This is a genomic window from Salinibaculum salinum, from assembly GCF_037645885.1.
GTDB lineage: Archaea > Halobacteriota > Halobacteria > Halobacteriales > Haloarculaceae > Salinibaculum > Salinibaculum salinum.
Map to the genome: position 1 here is coordinate 1 of NZ_JBBENW010000008.1, position 17846 is coordinate 17846.

Annotated in this window: 12 protein-coding genes; 8 read left to right on the forward strand and 4 right to left on the reverse strand. The window is 62.5% G+C overall.

The genetic code is table 11. From position 1 onward, the window contains the following. Positions 1 to 539 precede the first annotated feature (539 nt). Entirely contained in the window at positions 540 to 1283 is a 744-nt protein-coding gene (locus WDJ60_RS09710; protein ID WP_340100186.1) for a high-potential iron-sulfur protein, read from the forward strand. An 80-nt stretch (positions 1284 to 1363) separates the two neighbouring features. On the opposite strand, the gene aspS is transcribed toward WDJ60_RS09710, so the two are convergent. Next, positions 1364 to 2668, reverse strand: a complete 1305-nt coding sequence (gene aspS, locus WDJ60_RS09715) for an aspartate--tRNA(Asn) ligase (protein ID WP_340100187.1) — start codon at positions 2666 to 2668, stop codon at positions 1364 to 1366. 45 nt (positions 2669 to 2713) lie between these two features. Beyond that, complete coding sequence (locus WDJ60_RS09720) at positions 2714 to 5194, reverse strand: DNA topoisomerase I (protein WP_340100188.1); 2481 nt, start codon at positions 5192 to 5194, stop codon at positions 2714 to 2716. Between the two features lie 237 nt (positions 5195 to 5431). On the opposite strand from WDJ60_RS09720, the gene WDJ60_RS09725 reads away from it, so the two are divergent. Together WDJ60_RS09725 and WDJ60_RS09730 are read left to right on the forward strand one after the other, a co-directional pair. Next, complete coding sequence (locus WDJ60_RS09725; RefSeq protein WP_340100189.1) at positions 5432 to 5887, forward strand: hypothetical protein; 456 nt, start codon at positions 5432 to 5434, stop codon at positions 5885 to 5887. 66 nt (positions 5888 to 5953) lie between these two features. After that, positions 5954 to 6751 carry an arylamine N-acetyltransferase family protein gene (locus tag WDJ60_RS09730; protein ID WP_340100190.1) on the forward strand — a complete coding sequence of 266 codons (798 nt, stop codon included), beginning with the start codon at positions 5954 to 5956 and terminating at the stop codon, positions 6749 to 6751. A 27-nt stretch (positions 6752 to 6778) separates the two neighbouring features. Here the strand turns inward: WDJ60_RS09730 and gatB are convergent, their stop codons facing one another. Continuing rightward, positions 6779 to 8257: an Asp-tRNA(Asn)/Glu-tRNA(Gln) amidotransferase subunit GatB gene (gatB, locus tag WDJ60_RS09735; RefSeq protein WP_340100191.1), complete on the reverse strand. Its 1479-nt coding sequence runs from the start codon at positions 8255 to 8257 to the stop codon at positions 6779 to 6781. A 115-nt stretch (positions 8258 to 8372) separates the two neighbouring features. On the opposite strand from gatB, the gene WDJ60_RS09740 reads away from it, so the two are divergent. From WDJ60_RS09740 to WDJ60_RS09755, 4 genes are all read left to right on the forward strand, one after another. Beyond that, on the forward strand, positions 8373 to 10001 hold the full coding sequence (locus WDJ60_RS09740; RefSeq protein ID WP_340100192.1) for a long-chain fatty acid--CoA ligase: 1629 nt from the start codon (positions 8373 to 8375) through the stop codon (positions 9999 to 10001). Positions 10002 to 10163: 162 nt separating this feature from the next. Continuing rightward, positions 10164 to 10484, forward strand: coding sequence for a DUF7518 family protein (locus WDJ60_RS09745; RefSeq protein WP_340100193.1), 321 nt, complete (start codon positions 10164 to 10166; stop codon positions 10482 to 10484). A gap of 27 nt (positions 10485 to 10511) precedes the next feature. Then, positions 10512 to 14099 (forward strand): chromosome segregation protein SMC, encoded by a 3588-nt coding sequence (gene smc, locus WDJ60_RS09750; protein ID WP_340100194.1) that lies wholly within the window; start codon positions 10512 to 10514, stop codon positions 14097 to 14099. An 81-nt stretch (positions 14100 to 14180) separates the two neighbouring features. Continuing rightward, positions 14181 to 15089 (forward strand): segregation/condensation protein A, encoded by a 909-nt coding sequence (locus WDJ60_RS09755; protein WP_340100195.1) that lies wholly within the window; start codon positions 14181 to 14183, stop codon positions 15087 to 15089. 245 nt (positions 15090 to 15334) lie between these two features. Here WDJ60_RS09755 and WDJ60_RS09760 read toward each other — a convergent pair whose 3' ends face one another. Further along, positions 15335 to 16288: an AEC family transporter gene (locus tag WDJ60_RS09760; protein ID WP_340100196.1), complete on the reverse strand. Its 954-nt coding sequence runs from the start codon at positions 16286 to 16288 to the stop codon at positions 15335 to 15337. A gap of 128 nt (positions 16289 to 16416) precedes the next feature. On the opposite strand from WDJ60_RS09760, the gene WDJ60_RS09765 reads away from it, so the two are divergent. Further along, positions 16417 to 17838, forward strand: coding sequence for an alpha/beta hydrolase (locus WDJ60_RS09765; RefSeq protein ID WP_340100197.1), 1422 nt, complete (start codon positions 16417 to 16419; stop codon positions 17836 to 17838). The last annotated feature ends 8 nt before the right edge of the window (positions 17839 to 17846 follow it).

A 17846-nucleotide genomic window follows, 5' to 3' on the forward strand; every position in this document is an offset into this window, starting at 1 on the left:
GCTGAATGAGCGCGCTCTCGCGGCTCATTCAGCGGAAAGCGGCGGTAGTCACCAGTTCTCTCAATTTTGTCAAACAACCTCACCGAGATCACTTTGGTTTTCGCTAGATAATGACCGAGATCTGATTAATTTCTTTGTCTCGTATCTATTCACGTTGAATTAATGCGCTGATGCTGAGTTATGGGTAAGAGACAGCCCTGAAGGGCCGAGGCTTTCGCCTCGAATTTCCCGTAACCAGGGAAGAGTCTGTGAAACAACAAAAGACCACTAACAGGAGCACCATTATTCCGAGCCCTATCCGGTACGTCCGTGTATCATCCGCAAACTGAACCGGTCTTCAACGCACTCAGCGACGAGACGGACAGAAGAATTGTTTCTCCGCAGTACTTCTGGTCGAAGAGCGGGGACGGAGAACAGCAACTGGACGTTGGCTGTGATTGTCAGACAGTGGCAATGAGGAGTTGGTTTAATCGCTTAGAACCGAAATTACTAGGGTACAGATGTCAAATCAACGTCGGATCGAGAGAACCAGGCGTCGAATGATACAGCTGACCAGCAGTGCCGCGTTACTCGGTCTCGCTGGCTGTACTAGCGATGATGACGGGACCGAGGAAGAGCAAGACGACACGGAAGACGGTGCGGGAGATGGGATGGATGATGAGGAAGAGGAACTTCCAGAGGGAGTCTCCGAAGAGGAGTTCGAAACTGGGCCGGTACCGGAGGCCTACATGCGCGCGATGTCGCTGGGTGGCGAAGAGCGGAACCCGGACGACCTGAGCACGAAAGAGGAAGTCACTTTCTCCGAGTACGACGAGGCAGAAGAGAACTCCGCACACCAGCCGGGCCGGTCCTGTGGGAACTGTGCTGACTACATCATCGACCAGAACGGTGACGGGTTCGGAGCCTGTTCCGAGGTCGAAGGGTACATCGACCGGGCCGACTGGTGTGTCATCTACGAAGTGTTGCCAGAACCTTCGGTTCCCGACGGAATGACAGAGGACGAACTTGCGACCGCCGAGGTACCCGAAGAGTATCGGACAGCCGACTCACAGGCCGACGAGGCGCGCGACCCCGAGAATATCGTGGCACAGGAGGATGTGAACCTCACAGAGTCAGTCGAAGCGATTGCCGATGGCGACGCAGACCCAGGAGAGTCCTGTGGGACCTGCGCCGAGTTCATTCCCGACAAGAACGGTGACACCTGGGGAGCCTGTGCAAAAGTGGAGGGATACATCGCTGCCGAAGACTGGTGTAACATCTGGGAGCACGTCAGTGAAGCCTGACCGACGCGACAGAGCTTCGTGAATGAAAGTAATAGAAGAGAGACCGGCGATGTCGACGGCCACCCACTCAGTGGGTGACGCTACGGAGAGAGACGCTGTCGATCCCGCGGGAAGAGAACGGCTTCACGGATGTTCTCCAGCCCGAGCATCGTCATGACGAGACGTTCGGCACCCAGTCCCCAGCCGGCGTGGGGTGGCATGCCGTATTTGAACATCTTGGTGTAGTACTCGAAGGCTTCCGGTTCGAGCCCCTGTTGTTCGAATCCCTCGATGAGGCGCTCGTGACGGTGTTCACGCTGGCCACCAGAGACGAGTTCCAGGCGCGGGTGCATCATGTCGAAGCCCGTCGACAGTTGCTCGTCGTCGTCGTGGTCCTTGATGTAGAAGGGCTTGATTTCGCTGGGCCAGTCGGTGATGAAGTAGTGGCTGCCGACCTCCTCGCCGAGTGCGCGTTCGGCTTCCGTCGAGAGGTCGTCACCCCAGACGAGCTGTTCGTCGAGTTCGCCCGTGGCGTTGATGCGCTCGATGGCCTCCTCGTAGGACAGGCGCGGGAAGTCCGTCTCGGGAAGCTCGAACTCCTCGGCGAGGCCGAGCGTTTCGAGTTCGTCGGCGCAGTTCTCGGCGACACCTTCGTAGGCAGCGCGAACGACGCCCTCACAGACGTCCATCGCTTCGGTGTGGTCGATAAACGCCGATTCGAAGTCGATGCTGGTGGCCTCGTTGAGGTGGCGGGGCGTGTTGTGCTCCTCGGCGCGGAAGATTGGGCCGATTTCGAAGACCCGCTCCAGTCCGGAGCCGACCATCAGCTGCTTGAACAGCTGCGGGCTCTGGTTCATGAACGCCTCTTCGCCGAAGTAGGTGATGGGGAACAGTTCGGTCCCGCCTTCGGTCCCGGTCGCGACGATTTTCGGCGTGTTGATCTCCGTGCTGCCGACCGAGCGGAAGTGCTCGCGGACGGCGCGAAGCGTCTCGGCGCGAATCTCGAAGATGGCTTTCACTTCGTCTTTCCGGAGGTCGAGCGTGCGGTTGTCCAGTCGCGTCGAGAGTTCTGCGTCGACCTTTCCGGACGGGTCCAGTGGCAGTTCCGGGTCAGCCTCGGCGATGACCTCGATCGTCTCGGGCGTAATCTCGACGCCGGTGGGGGCGCGCTCTTCTTTCTCGACGTCACCGGAGACGGTGATGACGCTCTCGCGGTGAACGTCTAGAGCCGTCTCGACGAGGTCGTCGTCCATCTCGTCTTTCTCGAACTTGACCTGAATCTTGCCGGTGGTGTCCCGGAGGATAAGGAAGGCGATACCACCCAGGTCGCGAATCTCGTGGACCCAGCCGGCGACGGTGACGGTGTCACCGGGTGCTGCGTCCGCCGTGTAAGTGCGGTCGTCCATGCCGCCCTGTTCTGGTGGCCCGGACTTAAGCACAGTCTTTCGCCATCAGGCCGAGACCTGCGCCTGCCACTCGCGGAGCTGGTCGACAGAGACACCCTGAACGGCCGTCGCGACCGCTTCTGCATCCGCACTATCGAGGTCTGCCAGCGACTCGACGCCGGCGTCGGCGAGTTTCTCGGCGGTTTTCGCGCCCAGTCCATCGAGATCTTCGAGGTCCTCGACCGCCTGTTCGGCCTGATACTCGTGGTAGTTGCAGATGGGACAGCCCAGTTCCCACGGCTCGTCGCCGCTGTGGACGACGAGTTCGGGCAGGTCGTGTTCCTCGCAAAAGTCGTCGGTCACCTCGATTTCCCCCCGGCGGGGAAGGGGCAGCGAGTAGTCACAGTCGGGATAGCGGGTACAGCCGACCAGTCGCGAACCGGAGCGGAGCTGTTTGATAGCCAGTTCCCCACCATGCGTCTCGCCGCATTCTGGACAGTCCCCGATAACGCGGTCCTCACTGTCGTCGGCCTCCTCGGCCTTGCAGCGGGGACAGCCATGGACGAACGTATCGCGGCCGGCGAGCATCTTCACGTGGTTCATCTCGTGGTCCTCGCAGGTTTCATCGAGGACGAGCGGTTCGCCGGTGTTGGGCAGCGGCAGCGTGTAACGGCATTCGGGGAAGCCGTCACAGCCGACGAAATACGACCCCTGCCGACTGCGCCGGACGAGCAGGTCGTCGCCACACTCAGGACAGGGGCCGAGTCGGCGGTCGGCTTTCAGCGATTCCTGGAGATGGTCGCCGATGTCTTCACTGGACTCGCGGAGTTCCTCGAAGACCCGCTCTAACATCTCTCGTGACTCGTCGGTCACGTCGTCGAGTGTCGCCTCGCCGTCGGCGATGGCGGCCATGTCCGCCTCCAGTTGGGCGGTCATCTCGTCGCTGACGACGTGCTCGGCAAAGGATTCGGCAGCCTCGACGACGGCCTCCGCCAGCGCGGTCGGTCGCGGCGGGTCGCTCTCGATGTAGCCGCGGTCGTAGAGCTTCTCGATGATGTTGTGTCGGGTCGCCTTCGTTCCCAGTCCCAACTCCTCCATCTTCTTGATGAGCCGGGACTGGCCGTAGCGACGGGGTGGCTGGGTCTGTTTGTCTTCGAGTCGGACCTCGGTCAGGGCGAGCGGTTCGCCCTCCTCGACATCCGGAACGTGGTTCTCGCTGGTGCTGGCGTAGGGGTAGACGGCGTGGTAGCCGGCGTCGACCAGTCGCTTGCCGTTGGCCTTGAGCTGACAGTCGCCGACGTCCGCGACCACACGGAGGTGTTCCCACGTCGCGGCCTCTGCGACCGTCGCAAAAAAGCGCCGGACGACCAGTTCGTAGATCTCCCACTCGCCGTCGCCGAGTTCGCCGCGCGGCGGCAGTTCGCCGGTCGGGTGAATCGGCGGGTGGTCGGTCGTCTCCTCGTCGCCAGCGGTCGGTTCGATGTCATCCAGTTCGAGCAGGGTCTCGGCGTCCTCGCCGAACTCGCTGCTCCCCACGAAGGCATCGAGCAACGAATCGGGTTCGAGGTCCTCCGGGTAGACCGTGTTGTCGGTCCTGGGGTAGGTGAGATAGCCGGCGGTGTAGAGGTCTTCGGCGATAGACATCGCCCGCTGGGCGGAGTAGCCCAGCGAACTGGCGGCGCTGATGAACGCGGTCGTGTTGAACGGCGTCGGCGGCGTATCAGTCCGGGTTCGGCGGCGGACCGAGGAAACCGTCGCGGCGTCGGCCGACCGCAACTGCTCGGAGACGCGTTTGGCCTCGTTCTCGTCCCAGACGCGTTCGGCCTCGCTGCCGTCGTCGTCGTAGAAGTACTGCGCTTCGAATCCCTGCCCGTCCTTTTGGAGGTCCGCAAACAGCTCCCAGTAGTCTTCGGGGTTGAACGCCTGGATTTCGCGCTCGCGGTCGACGATGAGCTTCAGCGTCGGGGACTGCACGCGTCCGACGGAGATGAAATCGTCACCAAGTTGGCGCGCCGACAGCGAGAGAAATCGGGTGAGTGCCGCTCCCCACACGAGGTCGATAATCTGTCGGGCTTCGCCGGCCGCAGCCAGGTCGAAATCGAGGTCGTCGGGGTTGGCGAAAGCCTCCTGGACCTCGTTTTCCGTAATCGAGGAGAAACGTACCCGCTTGATCGGGCCGTCCATCTCCTCGCGGATGAGTTCGTAGGCCTCCTTCCCGATGAGTTCGCCCTCGCGGTCGTAGTCTGTCGCGATGGTTGCTTCGTCAGCCTTTCGGGCGAGCGTCCGGAGCGTCGCGACGATATTTTCTTTCGTGGGCGATTTTTGCACGTCGGCGTCGATGAGTTCGACGGGTTCCACGTCGCGCCAGTTGGCGTACTCGGAGGGGAAGTCGACACCGACAACGTGGCCCGAGAGACCGACGACGCGTTTGTCGCCCCAGCGGTAGACGTTGACGCCGTTGCGGCGTTCGGCGTCGGCAGTCCCTTCGCTGAGAATCTCCGCGATACGGCGGGCAGCGTTCTCCTTCTCCGTGATTATCAGGTCCACGGCTGGTCACCTCTGGGGAGCATCTACGGTCTCCTACGCTCGGACCAGTTCTAAAACGTTTCGGCTAATCGACAGACAGCGCGGGTGTGCGGGCGCGCATGCGCTGGCGACTCGCGGGCGCACGCGCGAGCGCACTCGGGACACCACACGTTGGTCTGTACTGGCCAAGTGGAGGACCGAGAAACGTGAGAGGCCGAGACGTGACTGTTAAATCTGTGCTGACCATCGATTCGGGCAATGGAACGGACTGGGCTACTGGAGTTTATCGCCGCACAGAGCGTGTTCATCGCGGCGCTCGTCCACCTGACACTCGGCGTCAGAGGGTGGCTTCGGTGGATACAGGGCGGCTTTTTCATTCCGAACGACTTCCGGTGGCCGGTGTTCGTCGTCTCCGGGCTCGCGATATTCGTCGGCCTCTACATCGCATCTCACCGGGAGAATCGGCGGCCGTTCTACCTCGGCGGCATCGTCGTGATGGCCGGCTACGCCGTTGGCTACTTCGTGTGGCACCTGACCGGCCACCGACCGTTACTGGTGTTGGGCCAGGGTGCTGGAACGGAGTCTGTCAGTCTCCAGTGGTTCCTCGACCACCTGTTCGCCGGCCCGGTCGAGTTCGCTAGCCTGTTCTTCGAAGTAGTCGCCGTCGTGGCGCTGGCGGTACTGCTGGTGACCGTCGACGACGGCGGCTCTTGAGCATCGTTGCAGAGGCGAAGACGACCCGGGAAAACGATTACTTGCGATAGCGACGAAAACGAACGCGTGGACGTAGACCGATATCTCTCCCGGATCGGACTCAATCCTGACGCCCTCAGCGAGCACTCGGTCGAGGGTCTTGCCCGCATCCAGCGTGCGCACGTCCGGTCTGTTCCCTTCGAGAACCTCTCGATTACGGGCGACCCGTTCACCGGCGACCCGGGCGAGGGCGTGACGCTCTCGCTGCAAACCCTCTACCAGAAAATTGTCGAAGACGAGCGGGGCGGCTACTGTTTCGAACTCAACGGTCTGTTCGGGTGGTTGCTCGCCGAAGGTGGATTCGAGGCCGACCGAATCGCCGCGCGCGTACTCGGAGAGGACGGCGACGCGCGCCCGCCGGCGAACCACCACGCACACGTCGTCACGCTTGACCGGCGATACCTCGTCGACGCCGGACTGGGTGTCCCGACGATGCGCCAGCCACTCCCACTGGACGGGAGCCCGCGGACCGACGAGGCGGGCGTCACGTGGCGCGTCGTCGAGAGCGACCGCCCCGACGCGGACTACCTGACTCAGTTCCGGATGCCCGGCGACGACGACTGGACCGACCGGTACGTCTTCAGAGAACGACCGCGAGAACTGGCGTTCTTCGAGGCGACCTGCGAGTATCTCGCGAGTGCACCGGAGTCACCGTTCACTGGGGCCCCTGTCGTCTCGATTGCGACCGCTGACGGACACAAGAAACTCTCCCGGGAGACGCTGACTGTCAGCGATGGCGAGACGACCGAACGACCGGTCGCAGCCCACGAGTGGCACGACGTACTCGAAACGGAGTTCGGGTTGCGCCCTGAACCGATGGAATAGACGGCACTCGGTCAGGCTGACGGAAGGCTACGACAGTTGGTCGCGAAGGAGTTGGTTCACGTCGCCGGGGTCGGCACTCCCACCAGTTTTCTGCATCACCTGGCCCACGAGGAAGTTCAGCGCGCCGTCCTCGCCGCTGTGGAAGTCCTCGACCGCATCGGGGTTCTCGTCGATAGCTTCCTCGACAGCCTGCTGGACCGCGTCGCCGCTGGTCTTGCCGAGTCCCTCCGCCTCGACGATGGTGTCGGGGTCGTCACCCTCGTCGAGCATCGAGCGAAGCACGGTTTCGCGGGCGTTCTTGGCGGTAATCTCGTCGGTCGCGACGAGTTCGACCAGCCGTGTGATTTCGTCGAGACGGTCGGTCACGTCGGTGACTTCCATGTCCCGGTAGTTGAGTTCGCCGAGCAGGTTGTCCGCGACCCACGTCGCCGCGAGATCTGCGTCGAACTCGCTGGCGATGTCCTCGAAGAAGTCCGCGACCTGTTTCGTGGAGGTGAGTTTGTCCGCCGCCTCGTCGCTCAGGCCGTACTCCTCGCGGAAGCGCTCGCGGCGAGCGTCGGGCAGTTCCGGAATCGCAATCTCCGCTTTCCAGTCGGCCACTTCGAGTGGCGGGAGGTCGGCCTCGCGGAAGTACCGGTAGTCCTTCTCCTCCTCTTTCGAGCGCATCGAGACAGTAATGCCACGGGATTCGTCCCAGTGGCGGGTCTCCTGTTCGACGACGCGGCCGCGCTGGACGGCGTTTTTCTGTCGCTGGGCCTCGTAGGCCAGGGCCTTCTCTGCGCCCTTGTGACTGGAGATGTTCTTGACCTCGGTGCGGTTGGCCGATTCGAGCACTGCGGTGTCGATATGGCCATCCCCGCCGACCTCGTCGGCGTCGACCACCGAGAGATTGGCGTCGATGCGGAGGCTGCCGTCTCGTTCGGCGTCGAAGACGCCGAGGTATTCGAGGACCTCTTCGAGTTTAGCGAGGAAAGAGCGGACTTCGTCGGCAGAGCGGAAGTCGGGTTCCGTGACGATTTCCAGCAGGGGCGTCCCGGCGCGGTTGTAGTCGACAAGCGTGTAATCTGCGGTGTCGATGGAACCGCCCTTGTGCTGGAGGCTGCCGGGGTCCTCTTCCAGGTGGGCGCGCTCGATACCGACCGTGCGCCGGTCGTCTTCGACCGTGAATTCGAGTTCGCCCGACTGACAGATAGGGGCGTCGTACTGCGTAATCTGGAAGTTCTTCGGGAGGTCGGGGTAGTAGTAGTTCTTCCGGTGGAAGCGTGTGCGTTCGGGAATCTTCGCGTCGATAGCCTTGCCGACCTTGACGGCGGCCTCGACGGCACCCTCGTTGAGCACCGGAAGCGCGCCGGGGAGACCGAGACAGACCGGGCAGGTGCGGGTGTTGGGCTCGTCGGCGGGGGCCGTCGAACAGCCACAGAAGATTTTCGTCGCGGTTTCGAGCTGGACGTGGACCTCCAGCCCGATGACGACCGCGAGGTCCTCCTGTTCCTGTACTTGCGCCATTACACCGCGATTCGGCACGCGGTGGCTAAAGCCTGACGCACCAGATAAATCCTGACAAACGTGCCCGGCATGTGTTGTGAGAACGTATATCAGAATTCCGCCCAACTAGGGTGATATGCCAGGAGGGACACCCCAGACACTGCGACCGTTCCTGTGGCGTGCGGCGAACCTGTACCCCGACACAGAAATCGTCTCGCGCACACACGAGGGAATGACACGGACAACCTACGCGGAGTATGCCGACCAGGTCGGTCGGCTGGCCAACGCACTCGACGAGGCGGGTATCGACGAGGGCGACCGCGTCGCGACGGTCTGCTGGAATCACGACCGGCACTTCGAGACGTACTTCGCAGCGCCAAACACCGGCGCGCAGTTACACACGATCAACCCGCTGTTGCCCGACGAACACATCCAGTACATCGTCGAGGACGCACAGGACCGCATCATCTTCGTCGACCCATCGCTGGCCGAGAAAGTCGCGGGGGCTTACGACGAGGACGCCTTCGAGAGCGTCGAACAGTTCGTCGTCGTCGGCTCGGCGGTGCCTGACGCTGGGTTACCGGATGCCGTCGCGTACGACGAGTTCGTCGACGGCCAGGACACCGAGTACGACTGGCCGCAACTCTCCGGCGAGACCCCTGCCGGGATGTGTTACACCTCCGGGACGACCGGCAAGCCGAAAGGCGTCGAGTACACCCAGCAGATGCTCTGGAGTCACACGATGGCCGAACTCACGCCGATGGGAATGAACATCGCCGACACGGACGCGGTGATGCCGGTGGTCCCGATGTTCCACGTCAACGCCTGGGGGATGCCCTACGCGACGGCGGCGGCGGGTGCGAAACACGTCTATCCCGGCCCCTCGCCAGACCCGGAAGACCTCGCGCACCTCATCGAGGAGGAGGGCGTGACCATCACCGCCGGCGTCCCGACGGTGTGGCTGGGACTGTTAGAGTATCTCGAAGACAACGAGGTGGACCTCTCGACGCTCGACGAGATATACATCGGCGGTGCAGCGGCCCCGAAAAGTCTCATCCGGGCGTACGATGACCTGGGTGTGACCGTCGTCCACGCGTGGGGGATGACCGAAACCTCACCGATCGGATCGACGGCGACGCTGAAAGGAACGCTCAAGGATGCCGACTACGAGACGCAACTGGACAAGCGGGGCAAACAGGGACTCGTCTTGCCCGGCCTGGAGTTCAAGGTGGTCCGTGACGATGGCGAGCGAATCGAGTGGGATGGCGAAGACTTCGGCGAGTTGCTGATTCGCGGGCCGTGGGTCACCACGGAGTACCACCAGCGACCCGAAGCGAACGAGGAAGATTTCGAGGGCGACTGGTTGCGTACTGGTGACATCGTCACCGTCGACGAGGACGGCTACATGGACATCGTCGACCGGGCGGACGACGTCATCAAGTCCGGCGGGGAGTGGATATCCTCACAGGAACTGGAGAACGCGATGATGGCCCACGACGCCGTCAGCGAGGCTGCCGTCATCGGCGTCCCCCACGAGCGGTATCAGGAGCGTCCCGTCGGGTTCGTCGTTCGCCGAGAGGGCGCAACGATTAGCGACGACGAGCTCGAAGCGGAACTGAACGACCTGCTCACCGACGAATTCCCGAGTTTCTGGGAGCCCGAGAAGTACGTTTTCATCGAGGCGGTGCCGAAAACCGCGACCGGGAAGTTCTCGAAGAAGGACCTCCGCGAGGAGTACGCCGACGAATCGCTCCTCTCCGAATAGGGCACACCCTCGTTTCTTCTCCAGATAGTGAGTACACCCACTGAGAGGGGCGAATGTAGATTTTCGTGTTTTCAGCCCGTTTCCGCCCGTCTCGTGCACGTGTCCGATTTCGAACCATTGTCTGACATACGTTTATGTAATCGGAGTGTAACGGTGTGTCATATGTGCGGTAACCGAGTCGAGGAACTCGAATCGCGGGTCAAGGAACTGGAAGCGTCGGTCGAGGGGCTGACCGACGAACTCGTCGAATGCAAAGTTCGTCTCCGGGAGCTAGAGAGCGCCGTCGACGACGATCTGGGATTCGTCCCCGAATCGGAGTCCGAACCAGACACCGCCGAGACGGGGTCGGCGTCCGAGTCGGGCGACGACATCAGAGTGCCCGAGCCGGGTGAATCGGCGGACGCGGCCGACACATCTAACACCGAGGGCTCCGAGGGTGAGGACAACACCGAAGAGTCCGGCTCTGACATCATCGTGGCCTGACGCCGGGACTCTATCGCGAGCACCCCCATGCACATCAAAGAGCTCGTCCTCGACAATTTCAAGAGTTTCGGCCGGAAGACTCGAATCCCGTTCTACGAAGATTTCACCACCGTTAGCGGCCCGAACGGCTCCGGCAAATCGAACATCATCGATTCGGTGCTGTTCGCGCTCGGCCTCGCCCGGACGTCCGGCATTCGCGCCGAGAAGCTGACCGACCTCATCTACAACCCCGGTCATCACGACGGCGGGTCGTTCGACGGCGAACGCGAAGCCAGCGTCGAGGTCATCCTCGACAACGAAGACCGGACCCTGGAACGCACTCAGGTCGTCAACGCCGCCGGCACCGAGGACGTGGGCGACGTGGACGAAATCGGCATCAAGCGCCGCGTCAAGGAGACCGAGGAGAACTACTACTCCTACTACTACATCAACGGTCGCTCGGTCAACCTCGGCGACATCCAGGACCTGCTCGCACAGGCCGGTATCACCCCCGAGGGGTACAACGTCGTGATGCAGGGCGACGTGACCGAGATTATCAACATGACGCCCGGCTCGCGCCGGGAGATTATCGACGAAATCGCCGGCGTGGCGCAGTTCGACGCGAAAAAGGAGGACGCCTTTGGCGAACTAGACGTCGTCGAGGACCGCATCGACGAGGCGGAGTTGCGTATCGAGGAGAAAGAAGAACGGCTCGACCAGCTCGAAGACGAACGCGAGACAGCCCTGGAATACCAGGAGTTGCGAGACCAAAAGGAAGAGTACGAGGGCTACCGGAAGGCAGCCGAACTCGCCGACAAGCGCGATGAGCTGGCGGACATCGAGGCCGAAATCGAGGAGCTAACCGAGACGCTCGAAGAACGTCAGGCCGAGCTCGACGAACGTCAGGCGTGCGTGATGGACCTCGAAAGCGAGCTCGAAGCGCTCAACGAGGAAATCGAGCGGAAAGGCGAGGACGAACAGCTCGCCATCAAGCGGGAAATCGAGGAGATCAAAGGCGACATCGCCCGCCTCGAAGACAAGATTGCAAACGCAGAAGAGAAGGTCGAAGACGCCGAGAACGAGCGCCGGCAGGCCTTCGTCAAAATCGACCGCAAGCAGGAGGAAATAGAGGATCTCGAAAGCGAAATTCAGGACACGAAAGTCGCCAAATCCTCGATTGCGGCTGACATCCAGCAAAAGGAGAGCGAACTCGCGGAGGTCGAGGCCCAGATAGACGAAGTCGGCGAGGAGTTCGAGGAGGTCAAAGACGAACTGGAGGAAAAGAAGGCAGCACTGGAGGAGGCAAAATCCGAGAAGAACGACCTCCAGCGCGAGCAGGACCGACTGCTCGACGAGGCCCGGCGCCGCTCGAACGAGCAACGCGAGACCGAGGCCGCAATCGAGGATGCCAAGGAGAAGATTCCGGAACTTGAAGCCGAAATCGCGGACCTCGAGGCCGAACTGGAGAAGGCCGAGAAGAACTACCACACCATCAGTGAGGTCGTCGAGGACCTCAAAGCCGAGAAAGGCGAACTCCAGTCGGATCTCGAAGCGATCGAAGACAAGATTAGCGCAGCGCAGCAGGAGTACGCCGAACTCGAAGCGAAGGCGGACCAGTCGGGCGACTCCTCCTACGGCCGCGCGGTGACGACCATCCTCAACGCCGGCAAAGAGGGCGTCCACGGGACCGTCGCTCAGTTGGGTAGCGTCTCTGGCGAGTACGCAACGGCGTGTGAGACGGCCGCCGGCGGACGGCTGGCACAGGTCGTCGTCGACGACGACGGCGTCGGGCAACGCTGTATCGAGTACCTGAAATCCCGCAACGCGGGCCGGGCGACCTTTCTCCCGCTGACGGAGATGCACAGTCGCTCGCTCCCCTCGCTGCCCAGCCACGGCGGCGTGGTTGATTTCGCCTATAATCTTGTCGACTTCGACAGCGAGTACGCGGGCATCTTCTCGTACGTGCTCGGTGACACCGTCGTCGTCGAGGACATGGAGACCGCCCGCGACCTGATGGGCGATTTCCGCCTGGTGACACTCGACGGCGACCTCGTCGAGAAGAGCGGTGCGATGACCGGCGGTTCGAAGAAAGGGTCGCGCTATTCCTTCGAGGGCAGCGACGGCCAGCTAGAGCGGGTCGCCCAGCGCATCAACGAACTCGAAGACGAGCGCCAGGACATCCGCGGCGACATCCGGGACGTAGAGGAACGACTGGACGACGCGCGGGACAGGCAGAGCGATTCCAGCGACCAGGTCCGCGAGATTCAGAGCACTATCGAGCGCACGCAGACCGAAATCTCGGAGACGGAGTCGAAAATCGAACGGCTCGAAACAGAGCTGACCGAAATCGAGGACGATCGCGAGTCGGTCTCCGAGCAGATGGACGAACTGGAGGGCAAGATTGCCGAACAGAACGAGGCGATAGCGACCGTCGAGGAGCGCATCGCCGAACTCGAATCCGAAGTCGAGGATTCGGAGCTGCCGGAACTGACCGCCAAATCCGAATCCATCCGCGAGGATATCGACGACCTCGGACGGAAACGCGACAGCCTCGACTCGGAACTGAGCGAACTCGAACTCGAAAAGGAGTACGCCGAGGAGGCCATCGAGGACCTAGAGGACAAGGTCGAGTCAGCCAAGGAGCGCAAGGCGGACGCGACAGAGCGCATCGAGCGTCTCCAAGGCGACATCGAGGCCAAAGAGGAGCGTCTCGACGAGAAAGAGGACGCCGTCGCCGAACTCGAAGAAGAGCTGGCGGAGTTGAAAGCCGAGCGCGAGGACCTCCGCGAAGATGTCGAGGAAGCTCGGCAGGAGCGCGACGAACAGAAGGAGAAGGTCCAGCGCGTCGAGGACAAACTCGCGACGGCACGCGAGGAAGTCGAACGACTGGAGTGGGAAATCGACGAGCTCGCCGGCGAAGTCGGGGAGTTCGACCCCGAAGAGATTCCCGATCACGACGAGGTCGAATCCGAAATCACGAGGCTCGAAGCCGAGATGGAGGCGCTCGAACCCGTGAACATGCTGGCCATCGAGGAGTACGACGAGGTGCAGGCGGCCCTCGAGGATCTGCTCGACAAGAAGGAGACGCTCGTCGAAGAGGCAGAGGGCATCCGGGACCGCATCGCCACCTACGAATCCCGGAAGAAGGAGACGTTCATGGAGTCGTACAACGCTATCGACGAGCAGTTCCAGGACATCTTCGAGCGGCTCTCGAACGGGTCTGGCCGACTCCACCTCGAAGACGAAGACGATCCGTTCGAGGGTGGGCTGACGATGAAAGCCCAGCCCGGCGACAAACCGATTCAGCGATTGGAAGCGATGAGCGGCGGCGAGAAATCACTGACGGCACTCGCCTTTATTTTCGCCATCCAGCGGCACAACCCCGCGCCGTTCTACGCGCTGGACGAGGTCGACGCCTTCCTCGACGCCGCCAACGCCGATCTGGTCGGTGAGATGGTCGACGAACTCGCCGGTGACGCGCAGTTCGTCGTCGTCTCTCACCGCTCGGCGATGCTCGAACGCTCCGAGCGGGCCATCGGGGTCACGATGCAGGACGACAACGTCTCGGCGGTAACCGGTATCGACCTCTCAGGCGATAGCGACGAAGACGATATGGAGGTGCCGGCTGATGACTAGCGAGAACGAACGAAGTGAGTTCTCGTCGAAACGAGCGGGGAGCGAACGCGACCCGCGAAGCCAGTCAGAGAGGTGCACGATATGACTGACGAAGACATCCCGCTCGATATCAGCGGTCACGAGGACAGAGACCGATCGGGCAGAGAAAGCGCCGCCGCACTGCTGGGCGACGACACCCACGAAGGAAATAGCGGCGATGACGACGGTGATGAAGTCGAGCCAGTCGAGGTGCTGGTCGGGCTGGCAGAGGACGGCGAAATCGACCCGTGGGACATCGACATCGTCTCGGTGACCGACAAGTTCCTCGACCGGTTGGACGACGCGGACCTCCAGACCTCCGGGCGGGCGCTCTTTTACGCGAGCGTCCTGCTGCGGATGAAAAGCGACGCGATGCTCGAAGCGGACGACGACGAGGAACCGGAGCCAGAGCCGTGGGAGCAGGCGATGGCCGAAGGGGGCGAGCCAGCGGGCGACCACGACCCCTTCGCCACGCTGGAGGCGGAGATGGACCGGCGGCTCGAACGCAAGCGCGCCCGCGGGATGCCACAGACGCTGGACGAACTCGTCCGGGACCTTCGGGAAGCAGAGCGAGATAACTGGTGGAAGGAGTCCCGCGAGTACGACACCAATGGCTCGTCGAGTGGGTTCCAGCGAGGCGCACAGGAACTGGACTACCGGTCGGCCGACGACCTCCGAATGGACGACGAGCCCACCGAGGCCGACGTGACCGGCACCGCCCACAGCGAGAACATCGACGAAATCATCGAGTCCGTCCACGCGGCCGTGCGCGAACACTACGAGCAGGGCCGCGACGAAGTGCTCTACCGCGAGATTCAGAGGGCTGGCGGCTCCCGCGTCGAGACGTTCCTCGGACTGCTCTTTCTCTCACACCGCGGGCAGGTCCGCCTCCAGCAGGACGACCTCTTTGGCGACCTCTGGATTCAGGACCCCGCCGCGACGACTGGCTCCGGCGAAGCTGTCGCAGACTGACGGGTTACCCGTCACTGCGTCTGTTACCGAGCGATTCCGATCAGCGAAAGAACTATTACAGACAATGTTGTATGGTACCAGTACACATGACGCCAACAAAACTCCGGGAACGACTGGAGGAGTCCGAAGACAGGGTAGATGTCGACTCGTTCCTGAATGCACTGACGTACGTCCGCGACGACGGCCGAACAAAGTAGCGACACTGTCTGTCTTGATTTTCGCCCGGTGAGAGCGACTGCTCTGGGTCAGAGAACGACGCCGGACTGAAGCAGCGCGATGAGACCGGTCAGTATCGGCACGGAGAGGACGGTCGAGACGAAGATCGCGGTGCCCGCGTACTCGGTGGCCTCGATACCTTCGGGCGTCGAGCCGGCGAACTCCCCGGTAAGGATGAGCGTCGTCACGGCCGCTGGCATCGAGCATTCGAGGAAGAACACACGAGCGACGGTCGTGTTCTGGAAGCCGACGACGGCGGCGATACCGACAGCAATCAGCGGCGCGACGAGCATCTTCAGCGTGACGGCCGGCGTGACGCGGAGCGCGGCGGCGCTGTAGTCAGTTTCGGCGAGTTCGATGCCAAGGATGAGAAGCATGACCGGAATGGAGGAATCACCGACGAGTTTCAGCGTCTCCATCGACGCCGTATCGGCAGCGGGGACGACGCCAAGCCACCGTGCGGCGAGAGCGGCGATGACGACGTATATCAGTGGAATCTCGAAGATGGCGCGCATGCCGGAGTACCAGTCGTCGCCCTCGCCGCGGGCCGCGAGATAGACGCCGAGGGTGTACATCGCGACCGACTGGGCGGCGATGAACACGACGGCCGTCGAGCGACCGACAGCACCGAAGGCAAACTCCGAGACTGGAATACCGTAGTTGCCGGCGTTCGAGAAGATACTGACGAGGACGAAGCTCCCGAGAATGGGTTCTGTCTCGCCGAGCATGCGACCGCTCCCTTCCGAGAGGAGCGCCATCACGCCGGTAAAGAGGAAGACGCCGACGGCGACGCTGGCGAGCGTCTCGCCGCTGAGAGCGGTGGTCGCGAGGCTGTGAAAGACGAGCGCCGGGACGAGAACGTAGATGGTGACAGTGTTGAGCGGGCCGGCGGCCACGTCGCGGCGGCGGCCGAGGACGAAGCCGGCCGCAGCGATGGCGACGATGGGGAGGATTGCCGTCGCGAAGATGCTCAGCAGCGACACACGCTGAGGCAAACTGCGGGGCTACACAATCCCTTCGAAGTTCGGTAGTGCAGATAAATCTTTCAGCCGGTTGCCGAGTGTGCAGTCGCCGATCCGGTTTTAGGTGGGTGGCCGGGAATCAATCGCTTATGGACACCCCGCGACGCAGATTCCTCCAGTCGGTCGCGACGCTGACCGCCGGCGGCCTCCTCGCTGGCTGCCAGTCCGGTGAGGGCGACGTGACCACGACAGAGACGCCGAACGGAACTGCGACACCGACAGAACCCCCAACAGACGAGTCGGACGGTGACCAGTCGACCGACGCGGAAGCGCTGAAACAGCGAGCGCAGGAGTACGTCCGACTGCTCGACGACGGGAAGTTCGAAGCAGCACACGATGAGTTCACCGAACAGACGGCCGCCGCGATCACTGTCGACCAGCTCGAACGGGCGTGGAACGGGACCGCCGGTCAGAAGGGGTCACTACAGGAAATCACCGAGACGGAGCACCGCGGGACCGGCGACGCCGGAGAGGTGGTCGTCGTCCGCGCACGGTTCGAGAACGGGACCCAACAGTTCAACTTCGTGTTCACGACTGAGGGCATCACCGGATTCCGTATCGTCCCGGCAGAGACCGTGGAGTGGACGCCACCAACGTATGTCGACCAGTCGGCGTTTACCGAGCGAGAACTCACGCTTTCCGCGCCCGGTGACTGCTCGCTCGGCGCGACGCTAACAGTTCCCGAGAACGGACAATCAGTCCCGGGTGTCGTCCTCGTTCACGGCAACGGCGCACAGGACCGCGACGAGACGATTGGCCCGAACAAGACGTTCAAAGACATCGCCTGGGGACTGGCCTCTCGTGGAATTGCTGTCCTCAGATACGACAAGCGGACGTACGCCTGTGACGTCGACAGAGCGGACGCAACTATCGACGACATCGTGACCGACGACGCGCTGACGGCACTCGACCGCCTCCGGAGCGTCGAGGGGGTGGACTCGGTGTTCGTCGCCGGCCACAGTTTCGGCGGGCTGCTGGCCCCCCGCATCGCAAAACGAGACGGTAACCTGGCGGGTGTTGTCATGCTCGCGCCCGGTCCGGCCCGGCCGATGGCCGACGCTATCGTGGCCCAGACCGAGCATCTCGCGAACGTCGACGGGACGGTCACCGACGCCGAACAGCAGCAGTTAGAGCAGGTCAGGGAGATGGCCGAGAAGATTCGAACGCTCGACATCGACGACGACGAGATCGTCAACAACTACGGGGGGGACGAGTACTACCGGACCCTCAGGGAGTACGACCACACCGCTACGGTTCAGGACCTGTCGATTCCGCGCTACGTGGCACAGGGCGGCAGCGACTGGCAGGTCACCGTCGAAGAAGATCTCGACAGGTGGCGGACGGCACTGGAGAGGGAGTCGACAGCTACGATCGAGGTGTACCCGGACCTGAACCATCACTTCCAGGAGAGCACGGGCAAGGAGACAGCACAGGAGTATCAGGAGCCAGATAGCCACGTCGCAGAGCGACTCGTTGCGGACATCGTCTCATTCGTCACCACCCACGGCTGACCGCGACG

Coding starts and splice junctions, on each gene's coding strand:
- WDJ60_RS09745 (WP_340100193.1), top strand. CDS start 10,164: ATGTGCGGTAACCGAGTCGAGGAACTCGAATCGCGGGTCAAGGAACTG.
- WDJ60_RS09740 (WP_340100192.1), top strand. CDS start 8,373: ATGCCAGGAGGGACACCCCAGACACTGCGACCGTTCCTGTGGCGTGCG.
- smc (WP_340100194.1), top strand. CDS start 10,512: ATGCACATCAAAGAGCTCGTCCTCGACAATTTCAAGAGTTTCGGCCGG.
- gatB (WP_340100191.1), bottom strand. CDS start 8,257: ATGGCGCAAGTACAGGAACAGGAGGACCTCGCGGTCGTCATCGGGCTG.
- WDJ60_RS09710 (WP_340100186.1), top strand. CDS start 540: ATGATACAGCTGACCAGCAGTGCCGCGTTACTCGGTCTCGCTGGCTGT.
- aspS (WP_340100187.1), bottom strand. CDS start 2,668: ATGGACGACCGCACTTACACGGCGGACGCAGCACCCGGTGACACCGTC.
- WDJ60_RS09725 (WP_340100189.1), top strand. CDS start 5,432: ATGGAACGGACTGGGCTACTGGAGTTTATCGCCGCACAGAGCGTGTTC.
- WDJ60_RS09765 (WP_340100197.1), top strand. CDS start 16,417: ATGGACACCCCGCGACGCAGATTCCTCCAGTCGGTCGCGACGCTGACC.
- WDJ60_RS09755 (WP_340100195.1), top strand. CDS start 14,181: ATGACTGACGAAGACATCCCGCTCGATATCAGCGGTCACGAGGACAGA.